The organism is Arthrobacter sp. M4 (assembly GCF_020251205.1).
Lineage (GTDB): Bacteria > Actinomycetota > Actinomycetes > Actinomycetales > Micrococcaceae > Arthrobacter.
Genome location: NZ_JAIWYX010000022.1, coordinates 1 through 13,897 on the forward strand (window position 1 = coordinate 1; position 13,897 = coordinate 13,897).

General features: G+C 63.9%; 11 protein-coding genes. 6 read left to right on the plus strand and 5 right to left on the minus strand.

From position 1 onward, the window contains the following. The first annotated feature begins 460 nt into the window (after positions 1–460). From LD110_RS21240 to LD110_RS21255, 4 genes are read left to right on the plus strand one after another with little or no spacing between them, the layout of a single operon-like run. Complete coding sequence (locus tag LD110_RS21240) at positions 461–2,020, plus strand: NCS1 family nucleobase:cation symporter-1 (protein WP_225501961.1); 1,560 nt, start codon at positions 461–463, stop codon at positions 2,018–2,020. Positions 2,021–2,039: 19 nt separating this feature from the next. Further along, a complete protein-coding gene (locus LD110_RS21245; RefSeq protein ID WP_225501926.1) occupies positions 2,040–2,816 on the plus strand; it encodes an aspartate/glutamate racemase family protein in 777 nt (258 codons plus the stop codon). Between the two features lie 2 nt (positions 2,817–2,818). Then, on the plus strand, positions 2,819–3,619 hold the full coding sequence (locus LD110_RS21250; protein WP_225501927.1) for an SDR family oxidoreductase: 801 nt from the start codon (positions 2,819–2,821) through the stop codon (positions 3,617–3,619). 55 nt (positions 3,620–3,674) lie between these two features. Continuing rightward, a complete protein-coding gene (locus LD110_RS21255; RefSeq protein ID WP_225501928.1) occupies positions 3,675–4,454 on the plus strand; it encodes an isocitrate lyase/phosphoenolpyruvate mutase family protein in 780 nt (259 codons plus the stop codon). 28 nt (positions 4,455–4,482) lie between these two features. Here the strand turns inward: LD110_RS21255 and LD110_RS21260 are convergent, their stop codons facing one another. Further along, positions 4,483–5,397: a glutaminase gene (locus LD110_RS21260; protein WP_225501962.1), complete on the minus strand. Its 915-nt coding sequence runs from the start codon at positions 5,395–5,397 to the stop codon at positions 4,483–4,485. Beyond that, on the minus strand, positions 5,393–7,039 hold the full coding sequence (locus LD110_RS21265; protein ID WP_225501929.1) for a CdaR family transcriptional regulator: 1,647 nt from the start codon (positions 7,037–7,039) through the stop codon (positions 5,393–5,395). The genes LD110_RS21260 and LD110_RS21265 overlap by 5 nt, the downstream gene beginning before the upstream one ends. Positions 7,040–7,399: 360 nt before the next feature. On the opposite strand from LD110_RS21265, the gene LD110_RS21270 reads away from it, so the two are divergent. Next, complete coding sequence (locus LD110_RS21270; RefSeq protein ID WP_225501930.1) at positions 7,400–10,252, plus strand: aminotransferase class I/II-fold pyridoxal phosphate-dependent enzyme; 2,853 nt, start codon at positions 7,400–7,402, stop codon at positions 10,250–10,252. 93 nt (positions 10,253–10,345) lie between these two features. Beyond that, entirely contained in the window at positions 10,346–11,851 is a 1,506-nt protein-coding gene (locus tag LD110_RS21275) for a cation:dicarboxylate symporter family transporter (RefSeq protein WP_225501931.1), read from the plus strand. A gap of 81 nt (positions 11,852–11,932) precedes the next feature. Here LD110_RS21275 and LD110_RS21280 read toward each other — a convergent pair whose 3' ends face one another. The 3 genes from LD110_RS21280 to LD110_RS21290 all read right to left on the minus strand — a co-directional run bounded on the left by LD110_RS21280 (position 11,933) and on the right by LD110_RS21290 (position 13,885). Next, positions 11,933–12,325 carry a sterol carrier family protein gene (locus LD110_RS21280; RefSeq protein ID WP_225501932.1) on the minus strand — a complete coding sequence of 131 codons (393 nt, stop codon included), beginning with the start codon at positions 12,323–12,325 and terminating at the stop codon, positions 11,933–11,935. Positions 12,326–12,356: 31 nt separating this feature from the next. Continuing rightward, on the minus strand, positions 12,357–13,373 hold the full coding sequence (locus tag LD110_RS21285; protein ID WP_225501933.1) for an asparaginase: 1,017 nt from the start codon (positions 13,371–13,373) through the stop codon (positions 12,357–12,359). Between the two features lie 113 nt (positions 13,374–13,486). Next, positions 13,487–13,885 (minus strand): hypothetical protein, encoded by a 399-nt coding sequence (locus LD110_RS21290; RefSeq protein ID WP_225501934.1) that lies wholly within the window; start codon positions 13,883–13,885, stop codon positions 13,487–13,489. Between the last annotated feature and the right edge of the window lie 12 nt (positions 13,886–13,897).

Sequence of the window (13,897 nt, forward strand, 5' to 3'; positions counted from 1 at the left end):
ATCACGATCAGGCAGCTGGTTCGTCAACACGCTAAGGATGTGTGAGGTGTCTTCTCCTACAGCCACGTCCAACCTCTTTCTTCTTTGAATGTGTGGGCGCTGTACGCACAGTGGAGCCCGCGCGCAGGGTGTGTTCCCGCGCAGACATAGTGTTTCTCGTATAGTGAGAAAGTTTTTCTGTAATTCGAGATTATCGAGGTGGTATCTAGGCAGTCAAGGCGAGGCCGCCGCCATCGGGCATTAAGGCTGTCAGGGATGATTGTGACCGCGCCCCAAATCCGGACACCTTGACCTCCTGTGATCGGGCTCATACCATTATTCCACTATTCAAAACCTAGATTCCGTAATGTGAAAAAGTCTTCCAAGTGCAGGAAGCGCAAAACGACACGCAGGCAAGGTGCAGTCAATGACGACGCCGCAGCCTCAAGCGGAATCGGATCGAAAGCGGAGAATCACCATGATGCAGACGCGTTCCTCAGGCGTCGAAGCTCCGGAAGCAATGGAGGTGGACGCAGCATCCACCCAGCAGCAGGCCAACGAAGCCCTGCTGTTCGACGCTTCCTCGGCCGTAGGCCATTCCATTAGTCCCCAGCTTTACAACCCGGACCTCGCACCCACCAAGCAAAAGGGCCGTAAATGGACCGCCTACAGCATCTTCACGCTGTGGGCCAACGACGTGCATAGCCTCGGCAACTACGCGTTCGCCGTCGGGCTCTTCTCACTGGGCCTCGGTGCCTGGCAAATCCTCCTTGCCCTTGGCATTGGCGCAGTGCTGCTGTTTGGCCTGCTGAGTTTCTCCGGATTCATGGGCCACAAGACGGGTGTTCCCTTCCCTGTCATGAGCCGCATCAGTTTCGGCATCCGGGGCGCGCAGATCGCAAGCCTGATCCGCGGCGCAGTGGCCGTGGCGTGGTTCGGCATCCAGACCTTCCTGGCCTCGGTGGTCTTCCGAGTCATGCTGGTGGCCATGTTCCCGGGCCTGAAGGAATTGGACACCAACTCCATCCTGGGCCTTTCAACGCTCGGCTGGATGACATTCGGCACGCTGTGGCTGATCCAGTTGGTCATCGTCAGCTTCGGCATGGAGATGATCCGCAAGTACGAGGCCTTCGCCGGTCCCATCATCCTGGTCACCATGGTCTCCCTGGCAATCTGGGTGTTCGTCGAGGCCGGCGGAGCAATCGAATGGTCCGGCATCAAGAACCTCGAAGGTGGCGAAATGTGGCGGAGCATCTTCGCCGGCGGCGCCCTATGGGTTTCCATTTACGGCACGTTCGTCCTGAACTTCTGCGACTTCACGCGTTCCTCCACCACCAGGAAGTCGATTGTCCGTGGCAACTTCTGGGGTATTCCTATCAACATGCTGGTCTTTGGCGCCATCGTGGTGATCCTGGCCGGCGGTCAGTACAAGATCAACGGCAAGGTCATCGAAACGCCGTCGGACATCATCCAGACCATCCCCAACACCTTCTTCCTGGTCCTGGCCTGCGCCGCCATCCTCATCCTCACCATCGCCGTGAACCTCATGGCCAACTTCGTGGCACCGGTCTACGCGCTCACCAACCTCCTCCCCAAGAAGCTCGATTTCCGCAAGGCGGCCTGGGTCAGCGGCACCATCGGGCTGGTCATCCTGCCGTGGAACCTGTACAACAACCCCTTGGTCATCGTGTACTTCCTAGGCGGCCTGGGCGCCCTGCTCGGTCCGCTGTTCGGCGTCGTAATGGCCGACTACTGGCTGGTCCGCAAGAGCCGCGTCAACGTCCCGCAACTCTACACGGAAGAGTCCACCGGCGCCTACTTCTACAAGAAGGGCGTTAATCCCAAGGCGATCCTTGCCATGATGCCGGCAGCCGCCGTCGCAATCCTGGTGGCGTTTATCCCCGCCCTGGAGCCGGTGGCGCCGTTCTCCTGGTTCTTCGGTGCGGGCCTCGCCGCGGTGCTGTACTTTGTGATCGCGGACCGCAAGAGGCAGTATGACGACGTGTCGGGTGAGCCGATCGCCGTCGAAAGCGTCCACTAGAGCAAAACGAGAGGGCACCATGCGAATCCTTGTCGCGAATGTCAACACCACCGCATCCATGACGGAGTCGATCGCGGCCCAAGCCAGGCTCGCCGCGGCCCCCGGCACGGAGATCATCGGGATCACACCGCGCTTCGGCGCCGACTCCTGCGAAGGAAACTTCGAAAGCTACCTTGCCGCCATCGCCGTGATGGACGCCGTGGTCAACTATCCGGAACCGTTCGACGCCGTCATCCAGGCCGGCTACGGCGAACATGGCCGCGAGGGCCTGCAGGAACTCCTGGATGTGCCTGTCGTGGACATCACGGAAGCGGCAGCGAGCACCGCCATGTTCCTGGGGCACAAGTACTCGGTGGTCACAACACTGGACCGCGCGGTTCCACTCATCGAGGACCGGCTCAAGTTGGCCGGACTGGAAGCACGCTGTGCGTCGGTGCGCGCCAGCGGCATGGCCGTCCTGGAACTCGAAGAGCACCCGGACCGCGCCGTGGAGGCGATCGTTGGGCAGGCCGAGAAGGCCGTCCAGGATGACAAGGCCGAGGTCATCGTCCTGGGCTGTGGCGGTATGGCGGGCCTGGATGAACAGATCCGCCAGCGCTGCGGCGTCCCGGTAGTCGACGGCGTCGCTGCCGCGGTCACCATCGCCGAATCGCTCGTCCGGCTGGGACTCTCGACGTCGAAGGTCCGCACTTATGCTGCGCCGCGACCCAAAACGGTGATCGGCTGGCCGATTTCGGGCAGCTTGGCCGGCACTGAGACGCCTACCTCCGTGGCATCCCAGGGCCAGGGCCGCTGAGCGTGGCCGAGCACGCAACGTCTGGATCCGGCAACCCCGACGGCGGCAGCCCGGCAGCGGAAGGCCGCGTCGCCGTCGTCACCGGCGCCGGATCGGGGATTGGCCGGGCCGTCGCCCGAATGATGTTCGCCGAAGGCTATCGCGTCGCCCTTGCCGGGCGGCGCGAAGCCGCGTTGCTTGAGACTGCCGCGGGTAACCCCAACGCGCTGACAGTGCCGTGCGATATCACGGCGCCCGACGACGTCGAACGACTTTTCGAAGCCGCGCAGCAACGTTGGGGCCGGGTTGATGTGCTGTTTAACAATGCAGGCACGTTCGGCCCCGCCGGAGGGGTTGACGAGATCAGCGTCGCCGACTGGGAAGCAACCGTGGCCGTGAACGTCACCGGGGCGATGCTGTGCGCGGCTGCGGCGGTGCGCGCCATGAAAGCCCAGTCCCCGCAAGGTGGCCGGATCATCAACAACGGCTCCATCTCCGCGCATTCGCCCAGGCCTCGTTCTGTCGCGTACACAGTGACAAAGCATGCGATTACGGGGCTGACCAAGAGCATCGAGCTGGATGGCAGGGCTTTTGGCATCACCTGCGGGCAGATCGACATCGGCAATACCTGGACCGAGATCATGGATACCATCGGCGTCGGCACGGGAGCTCTCCAGGCCGATGGTACCCGCAAAGTCGAGCCGATGTTCCCGGTGGAGGACGCCGCCCGCGCGGTGCTGCTCATGGCCAACATGCCTCCGTCGGCGAGTGTCGGTTCCCTGCTGGTCACCGCTGCGGGCATGCCGTTCATCGGGCGGGGTTAGGGATTACCGGGTGTTGCTGGCCGCGTTGCCGAGGGGCCCGGGTTAGTCTCGCCCCATGACATCCACCATTGCTGCCAAAGCCACCGAACTCCGCCGCCTCCACGAGGCTCCGCAGGTTCTCCAGATCATCAACGTCTGGGACGTCGTCAGCGCCAAAGTCGCCAGCGAGGTTCCCGGGACGGCCGCCTTGGCCACAGCGAGCCACTCCATCGCCGCGTCCCTTGGATATGAAGATGGCGAGAACATCCCTGTGGACCTCATGATCGAGGCGGCGGGACGAATCGCTGCCTCCTCCAATCTCCCTGTCAGCGCGGACCTCGAGTCCGGATACGGCAACCCAGGGGAGACGGTCCGCAAGGCGATTGGCGTCGGCGTCGTGGGTGCCAATATCGAGGACCAGGCGCGTCCGCTCCCTGACGCCGTCGCCCAGATGTCCGCGGCGGTCCGGGCAGCTGAGTCCGAGGGTATCGATTTCGTCCTCAATGCCCGCACCGACGTCTTGCTCAGAGGCCAGGGGCGTGAACGGCAGGATGTGTTGGCGGACGCGGTTGAACGCGGCCGGGCGTTCCTGGAGGTCGGCGCCACCAACGTCTTTGTGCCGGGCCTGTTGGATGAGGCTGACGTATCAGCCCTGGTTGAAGGCATTGGCTGGAACAAGGTGTCAGTCATCAATGTCCCCGGCTCCTTGCTTCCCGCACGGCTCCAGGAGCTTGGCGTATCCCGGATTTCCTACGGCCCGTGGACCCAGCGGGTGGCTCTCACGGCGTTCGCCGATGCCGTGGCCGGTCTGCTGGACGGAGGGAACCTTCCGGAGGGAACGCGCATCTTGAACTAGCCGTTTCATCCGGCCGTCGTGTCCGGCCTCAGAAAATCGACCAGCCCGAGCGCGTGGTGAAGGCATCCAGCGCTGCCACTCCGGCCACCGAGTTGCCGGAGCGGTCCAGCGCTGGGCTCCAGACGCAGATGGTGCAGTTATTCGGCACGACGGCGATGACGCCGCCGCCCACGCCGCTCTTGCCCGGCAGGCCCACGCGGTAGGCGAATTCGCCAGCGGCGTCATAGGTTCCGCAGGTCAGCATGACGGCGTTAATCCGTTTGGTTTGCGACGCCGGTAGGAAGGCAGTGCCGTCGGCCCGCCTGCCGTTGGTGGCCAGGAACCTGGCCGCGAGTGCAAGGTCTGTGCAACTCATCGCCAGGGCGCACTGTGCGATGTACGCGTCCAGCACCTCGTCTACCGGGTTCTCCAGGTTTCCGTAGCTGGCAAGGAAATGCGCCAGGGAGGCGTTGCGGTGGCTGTTTCGAGCTTCCGAGGCGGCCACTTCGGCATCGGAATCGATGCCGGGGTTGCCGCTTTCGTCCCGCATGAAGCTACGCACGGCTTCCGCCGCGGAGCCGTCCGTGAGGCTGAGCAGCCTATCCGTGACCACCAGCGCACCGGCGTTGATGAACGGGTTGCGCGGAATCCCGTCTTCGTGCTCCAACTGGACCAGGGAGTTGAAGGGGTTGCCGGAAGGCTCACGGAAGACGCGTTTCCAGACGCTGTCGTCGTCGCCAGCCAGCACCAACGCCAGCGTGAATACCTTCGAGATGCTCTGGATCGAAAACGGCACGGTGGCGTCGCCGGAAGCATAGACCTCGCCGCCGCGGGTAGCGACCGCGATGCCGAACTGGCTTGTATCCACGGTCGCTAGTCCAGGGATATAGTCCGCTGCCGCGCCCTGTCCAAGGAATGGCTGGATGTCCCCGACGATATCGTCCAGGAGGTTTTGCAGGTCAATCATTGGGGGCGGCCTCGAATTGCTCGTCCAGCGGCGGCATGGAGTGTGTCCAGAGGCGGATCTGCAGGTGGGCAAGGAGCCGCTGGTCGGGATCCTGCAGGTCGATGCCGCTCAACTCGCAGGCACGGCGGAGCCGGTAATGCACGGTGTTCCGGTGGACTGCGAGTTCTTCTGCGCACCGGTTCACGTCTCCGAAGAACTCCAAGTACGCAAGGAGAGTGGCAGCGAACTCGGGATACCGGTAGCAGAGCAAGGTGATGCCGTCGTGCCGGAGGCGGGTCCTGGAGCCCAGAAGCCCAAAAAGCTCCCGAGTGAGCACTTTGGTTTCAACGTCACTGTAGGAAGCGACGTTGATGGATGGCGTGTCCTCCAAGACCTTCAGCACGCTCCTGACACGGTCCAGCGTGCTGTGCAGTTCATCGAGGCGGTCGACGACGGGCCCCACCGCAGCCTGCACCTGGCAGTGCAGGTGGACGCGGGCATCCCGCACGATCGCCTTGACCAAGCGGTTGATCGCAGGGGGTGACTTCACGGGATCGAGGTCGGGCAGGATCATCGCTATCTCCAGCCCGATGGCCCCCACCACCGCGCCGGGCCGATAGGCCGCGGCGTGGATCGATGCTACGTTGGCCAGCTCACCACGCCGCAGTTGCAGGCCCGGGGCCGTGTCGTCGTCGCCCTTGGCCGAGATAAGAACCAGGGCTGCAGGCTTGGCGGGATCGATGCCCGCGGATTGTGCCTGCGAATGGATCTGAGGCGTGCCGCTCAGCAGGCTGGAAATCCGGTCGCGCCGCAGGGCCTGGGACTGTTCGTTGCGGTGCCTGACAAGTTCGATCGCCGCATGGCGCGCCGCGCCCACCAAGATCTTGTCCGTGTTGGGAGCCAGGGGCTCGGTCCCTTCCTGCAACCAGATGTACCCGAGCACCCGGCGCCCGGCGTGGATCCCCACAGCCACCCGCTCCCGGAGGCCTTCCTGTGGATTGGCGGCCATATGTATGGGCGTTTCAGACGCCTGCAGATGCTTGTACACACCGGATTCCTTGAGCAGCTTTTGGTACCGCTCGGGCCCCCTCCGGCTAAGGATGGACAGCCGGCGCAGCTCGTCGACGTCGTGGGAGGCCGGCGAGTAGGCCAGCACCCTGTTGGCGGGGTCCTCGATGACTACATGTCCATTGGCCAGCGTGGCAGTGGTCGCGGCGATGGCGAAGAGGTCCCGATGCATGACGTCAGAGGCCTCGCTGGAGAGACCGGGCTCCTGGATGCGGTCCCGTGCGATGCCCTCAAAGGCATCCCACCGCATGGTCGGGGGAACTGAGATCAGTCCGACGCCTGCCGGGCGCAGCAGCTCCGCCATGGGCTCAAGCTCGGCCTCGGTGCCCTTGACCGCAATGGCCACGGGCCGTCGCGGGAGCAGCCTGCGAACTGCCGGCAGGGCGGCGCGGCCGCGGGCTCCGATCAGCAGGACCAAGGATCCGGGCTGGAGGGGTTCATCGTCCTCGGCGTCGGCTATGACGGTTCCGCGAACTGTTCCGTTATCCGCAGCCGGGGCTACTACCAGCCGTCCGTGGTCGACTCCGATGTCTTCAAGTATGTCGCTGAGCATGGCGCCTTTGACATGCTCAGCAGATTTGTGGGGTGCCACCGAATTTCTTTCTTTGAGGAGGTTGTTCGGCCAAGAACTTTACTCTCCGCGCGCCGAAGTGGTTTTGTTTTCGCGGCACAACCAGCATCGCGCGAATTTAGCGGCCCGGACAGTTCTTTGTTCGAGGCTGGAACCTAGAGTGGTCTACCGTGCGCCGGGCAATGGGGCCGGGCTCATGAATTCAATGGAGTCAAAGGAGACCCCAGGAATGAAAACCACGCAGTTCGATCCAGCGGACGCCGTAGAAAACGGCCGGGAACTAGTCGGTGACGCGTCCCTGATGTCCTCCATCGCAAGCTAAACCACCAAACCCAGAACCGCTGGCCCGCACCCAAACCAACAATGGAAAACAACTCAACAGTGAATATCGAAGCTGCCCCGAACGACGTTGACACCCCCAGCAGCGCTTGGCGCTCCCGCGCGGACTCCTGGGAGTTCCTGGGCTACGCCTTCAGGCAACTGGCCAAGGGCCGCACGAGACCTGGCGGCCAAGCGGCCAACACTGCCCTGAAGGCTCAGGCGCGTCAGGCGCTCAGCCTGCTGCACGCCGTCGAGCTCTATTGGGCCGCACCGGGGCAAGCCGCGGTGGGACAGTTGCGAGCGGCCCTGGGAAGCGGTGACTTCCAAGCGGGGCTTGAACTGCTTCACGGCCTGGCGCCAAAAGCGCCGGGTCGTGGGGGAGCCCAGTCTCGGAACAACCAGCCGCCGCCCGGCGCTGCTGAAGGGCAGGACGACGACGGCGATGCCCACCGGCTCAATGTGACGCAGCGTGCCGACGAACGGCCCCGATTCGAGGTGCTGGTGGTGGACGACATGACCGCCGACGAAGCGGGCGAACTCAAGGCGGAGCTGATCGCCCAACGGCGGCCCGGCGACGCCTTCACATACGAGCTTGTGGTGGTTCCCAGCTATCAGGACGCCCTCGTTGCAATGCTGCTGAATCCCGCGATCCAGGCCTGCATCCTTCGTCCCGGCTTTGTGGCGACCAGCAGCCAGCCACTGGGCCGGGACCTCCGGACCTACCTGACAACGCACACCACGCCCGCGCCGGCGGGTGCGCGGCCGTTGCAACAAATCCTGGCACTCGCGGAGCAACTCACTGTCCTTCGGCCCGAGGTTGACGTGTACCTGACGGCGGGCGTCTCGATCGAAAGCCTGGCCGGTTCGCTGACTAGGCGCTTCCGGAGGATCTTCCGCAAACAGGATCATCTCGACTTGCACCTGTCGCTCCTGTCCGGCGTCGCGGAGCGCTACCGCACGCCGTTCTTCACCGCCCTGCAGGAGTACAGCCGGAAGCCCGCCAGCGTGTTCCACGCCCTGCCGGTGTCGAGGGGAGGCTCCGTAGTGGGTTCGCCGTGGATCCGCGACATGGCGGATTTCTACGGACTCAACCTGCTCCTGGCGGAGACCTCGGCTACCTCGGGCGGGCTGGATTCCCTGTTGGATCCGCATGGCTCCATCAAGGAGGCCCAGGTCCTTGCGGCGCGCGCGTTCGGATCGCAGCAGACATTCTTCGTCACCAACGGTACGTCCACGGCCAACAAGATCGTCCACCAGTCCATCCTTGCTCCGGGCGACGTGGTCCTCGTGGACCGAAACTGCCATAAGTCCCACCACTACGCCTTTGCACTTGCCGGGGCGCAGGTCAGCTACTTGGACGCCTACCCCCTGGACCGCTACGCCTTCTACGGCGCTGTGCCGCTGGCCAGCATCAAAGCCAGGCTCCTGGAATACCGGAGAGCCGGCCGGCTGGACGAGGTCAAGATGATCACGCTCACCAACTGCACTTTCGACGGCATCGTGTACGACGTGGAGCGCGTCATGGAGGAGTGCCTGGCCATTAAGCCGGACCTGGTGTTCCTCTGGGACGAGGCATGGTTCGCGTTCGCCCGCTCCCACCCGGTCTTCCGCCGCCGCACCGCAATGGCGGCGGCCCGGAAACTGGAAGCGTCCTTCGGCGATCCTGCCTACGGGACCCGCCACGCCGAACAGGCGGCGCGGCTCTGGGATCCGGTGACTGGGCAGCCGGTTGACGATCAAGCCTGGCTGGAGACCCGGCTGATCCCGGATCCCGTCAAGGCGCGACTCCGCGTCTACGCCACGCAGTCCACGCATAAGACGCTGACGTCGCTCCGCCAAGGCTCCATGATCCATGTCTTTGACCAGGACTTCGCCGAGCGCAACCGTGAGTCGTTCCGCGAGGCGTACATGACCCACACATCCACCTCGCCCAATTACCAGATCCTCGCGTCCCTGGACGTCGGGCGGCGCCAGGTGGAGCTGGAGGGTTTCGGACTGGTTCAGCGACAGGCCGACCTTGCCACCAGTGTGGCGCAGTCAGTCGCCCGGCATCCCCTCCTCAAGAAATACTTCCGCGTCCTCACTTCGCGGGACCTCATCGAGGCGCCCTACCGGAAGACCGGCCCGGCAATGCCGCACCGCGACGGTCTGGCCGCACTCGCGGACGCCTGGCAGCACGACGAGTTCGTGGTCGATCCCAGCCGCCTCACCCTGGACATCAGCGGGACCGGGATCGACGGCGACACCTTCCGGCACCGCTACCTCGCCGACGGCCACGGCATCCAGGTCAACAAGACATCCCGCAACACGGTGCTGTTCATGACCAACATCGGCACGTCCCGTAGTTCGGTCGCGTACTTGATCGAAGTCCTCGTCAAGCTCGCCGAATCGTTCGAGGAGGAGCGGTCGACGACGGCACCCGCCACCCGCCGTCGGGCACTTGCCGCGGTTGCTTCGCACGGGCGGTCGGCCATCGGTGCCGTCACCGCAGCCTCCGACGACGGCGGGACGCCGCCGCTGCCTGACTTCAGCCGGTTCGCGGACCGCTTCCGTAGGGACGGGCTGTGTCCCGATGGCGACCTTCGGGCCGCTTACTTCGAAGGCTACAAAGCAGGGTCTACTGAGTACCTTTTCGCGGAGGAACTGGCGGCAAGGATCGAAGCCGGGAAGGAGGTAGTGTCCGCGGGCTTCGTCACGCCGTACCCGCCAGGCTTCCCGATCCTGGTTCCAGGGCAGGTCATTACGCACAAGACGCTGGAATTCATGGCTGCCTTGGACACCAAGGAGGTCCACGGCTTCGATCCGGAAAGGGGGTACAGGGTATTCGTGGAAGCAGGACTTCAGCCTGAACGCCGAACAGCGGACCTGGAGAGAACTGAGTCACAATTCGTCGATAAAGCTTCCGCATCGTGAAAATTCAATTCCCTCTTGTGGAATAGTGTGATCTGGAATACCTTGAAAGAGTCCCCGGTAACCGGGGAGTTCTCAACTGATTGGTACAGATCAATGAAGATCCCAGACTCCGCGGCGCTGAAGGCGAGTTCGGCCCCGCTGAAGAAGAAGCCCCTGTACAGGTCGCTCTTCTTCCAAATTCTGATCGCCGTCGTCGCGGGTGTGCTCATCGGCAATTTCTGGCCGAACATCGGGTCCACCCTCCGGCCCTTGGGCGATGGCTTTATCCAACTCATCAAGATGATCATCGCTCCGCTGATCTTCCTCGTGATTGTCACGGGAATCTCGGCAGTGGGCGACGTCAAGGCTGTCGGAAGGGTCGGGGTCAAGGCACTCCTGTACTTCACGGCTGCAACCCTCTTCGCCCTGGTGTTCGGACTGGTGGTCGGCAACGTCGTCCAGCCCGGTGCGGGCCTCCACATCGATCCCACCACCCTGTCCCAGGAAGCGGTTGACGCCAAGACAGGCCACGCTGTCCCGAAGGACGCCGCCCAGTTCCTCCTGGACGTCATCCCCACCAGCGTCGTCGGAGCATTCGCAAACAACAGCCTGCTCCAGGTCCTGTTCTTCTCCGTGTTCTTCGGTGCCGCAATCGTAGTGATTGGACGCCAGCGCTGCCTCCCGGTCATCAGCCTCATGGAGACAGTCCTGGAACTGATCTTCAAGATCATGTCCTGGATCATGAAGGTCGCTCCCATCGGCGCCTTCGGTGCCATGGCGTTCATCATCGGCCAGTATGGGCTTGGCACGCTGGGGACCTACGCGCTGCTGATACTGGCGTGCTACGGCGCGGCAATTGTGTTCATCGGCTTGCTGTTCATCGTGGCCTGGTCCTTCGCACGCGTTCCGCTGTGGAGCTTCCTCAAGTACACCCGGGAAGAATTCCTCCTGGCGCTGGGCACCGCGTCCACCGAAGCCGTTATGCCCCGCATCATGACCAAGCTGACCAATGCCGGCTGCTCGCGGGCAACCACGGGCCTGGTTGTTCCGACGGGCTACTCCTTCAACCTGGATGGCGCGGCGATCTACCTGTCCATTTCGCTGCTGTTCCTGGCCCAGGCTTTCGGCCACAACCTGGACCTTGGCCAGCAGCTGGCCGCCCTGGGCGTGCTGCTGCTGACGTCCAAAGGCATGGCTGGCGTTCCCGGATCGTCGTTCCTCGCCCTGTCCGCCACGGCCGCTGCCCTCGGCATCTTCCCGGTTGCCGGCGTCGCCCTGCTCCTTGGTGCTGACCGGCTCATGGACTCCATGCGGGTTGTAGTGAACCTGCTCGGCAACTGCGTAGCGACCTTCGTGGTGGCGAAGTGGGAGGGCCAGTTCGACCGCAGCGTTATGGTCCGCGCCTTCCGCGGCGAGATCACCAACGAGGACTCCGCCATCATGCTCGGCCAGGAGGAAGCCTACGAGGAGCAGGAACTCGAGCGCCTCAGTGAAGGCCAGGCCCCGTCACCGAAGTTCCGCGGCGGACCCACCAGCGACGACATCCCGCAGTTCGAGATGAGCAAGCGAGGTCGCGCAGAGCACTCCGGCAGCCAGCAGAACGCCGTCAGTCCGGACTGACCAGCAATGGACGTTTCTTGCCCGCTGTTTCGTTGTTGCCCAGCAACAAAATTGCGGGCGAGGGACGTTTCTTGCGAGGCCTTAGAGCGGGAGGATCCCCGACAAGTCCGCACGCAAACCGGAGGCGGCAACCCGGCCGCCGTCCAGCGCCTCAGCCCAAGCAAGGCGGCCGGTTACCAGGCCAAGCCAAGTATCGGCGTCGCACTCGATCACGTTAGGCGGGGTTCCACGCGTGTGCCGCGGCCCCTCCACGCACTGGGTCACGCCGAAAGGCGGGACCCGCACCTCCACCGAGTTCCCCGGCGCCCGCGCCGTTACCTCCTCGAGCGAATACCGTACCGCCGTCGCGATGACAGACCGCGACGGCGGTGCGGCGTTTCCGTCCGAACCCTGAATTGCGTCCTGCGTCGCCACCCAGGCGGCCAGCGCCGCCTGTCCCTCGCCGACGTCGATGCGGCGACGTGCTCCTGCCATGACCGGGGTCTCCTTATGAGTATCGAAAAGCCTAGTCAAGCATTGCGGACACGGCCCGACCCAGGCGAATCTTGCCCACGGGACGGCCGCCGCCCAGCACCGGCTCCACGACTTTCTCCAGCACGCTCGCAACGCCCGGGATATCCACGGCTCCGGCGACGGCCAAAAGCGTGAGCCCCACCAGCGTCGTCGCGCGGGGGTTCCCGTCCAGCATCTTGATCGCGACGGCGGCGCCCGCCGAGGTGGCCATCGCCAGCACCCCCTCGGCACCGACCTTGGCGATCACATCGAGTTCATTCATCACGATGGTGTTCGCCTCGCCCTTGCCCTGCACGGCCCACGGATAATCCAACATGGACGTGGCAATCGTGGCTGCTCGGGCGTTCGACGACGGGTCCCCCGGAGCACGCCCCAAGCGCGAATAGGCCCGGGCAAGACCCGTCAGGGACACTGCTGCAACCGGCGCGCCACAGCCATCTATGCCGAGGTGCGCTATGGACTCCTCGCTGTACTCCTCGATCACGGCACGAACACGCTGTTGCAGCGGGTGATTAGGTTCCAGGTAGCTGTGCGTGTCCCAATGGTTCTCGACACAGGCCCAAAGGAATGCGGCGTGCTTGCCGGAGCAGTTGTTGGCCAGCCGGGACTGCCCGCTCTCCGAACGCACCAGCCAATTCCTGGCGGTCTCGTCAATTGGCCAGTCAGGCGGGCACAGCAACTGCTCCTCTTTGAGTCCGGCCGCCTTCAACATCCCGGAAACGACGTCCATGTGGTCCAAGGAACCGGTGTGGCTTGCACAGGCAACTGCCACCTGGGCTCCGCGTAGGGGGACGCCAGACTGCATGGAGGCCAGGGCTTGCAGCGGTTTGAGTGCCGAGCGGGCAAAGATTGGTGCGATGATGTCGCCCAGTTGGGTCACCACGCTTCCGTCACGGGCGACGACCACAGCGGAACCGATGTGTCGTGATTCGATGAAGCCGCTACGCTCAATGACTGCCAGCTCGACGGCGGACTCAACTGAGAAGGTTTCATGCGCACGCGTCGGCATGCCAAGAGTCTATGGCCGCGATGCTGTAAACCCCGGTAATCCGCGGCAAAGCCAGCCCCGCAACGTATTCAGCTGGCACGGACTTGGCCCGCGCGGAGCTAGTTTGCGCGGACTTAGGCTCCGGCGAGGAGCAACAGGAAGCCCCCGATGACTGAGAGGATGCCAACAGCGGTCAAGATCCAGCCGAGAATCAGCAGGGTGTTGTCATGCCTAGGCCGTGTGAGGGACCAACGGGCAGGGTGGCACGAGTCGAAGTGAACCGTAATGAGGTTTCCGGGCTCCACGTCCCCGGCTTCGTCACGGGGCAGCAGCGTCAAACGCGTTGATCCGGGTGCGTCCGCCCAGCGGAACCCGGTGTAATTTCCGGCCGCAACAACTTCGGCCGGGGTACTGATCCACGGACAGCGGCGTCTCCGGCGCAGCCAGCCGACCAGGAGTAAGGGCAGCCCTGGGACAAGCCCCACCCAGGTCATCACTTCCAGGATGGGGCCCAGAACATTTCCTGCGGCCATGGCCTGATCTTA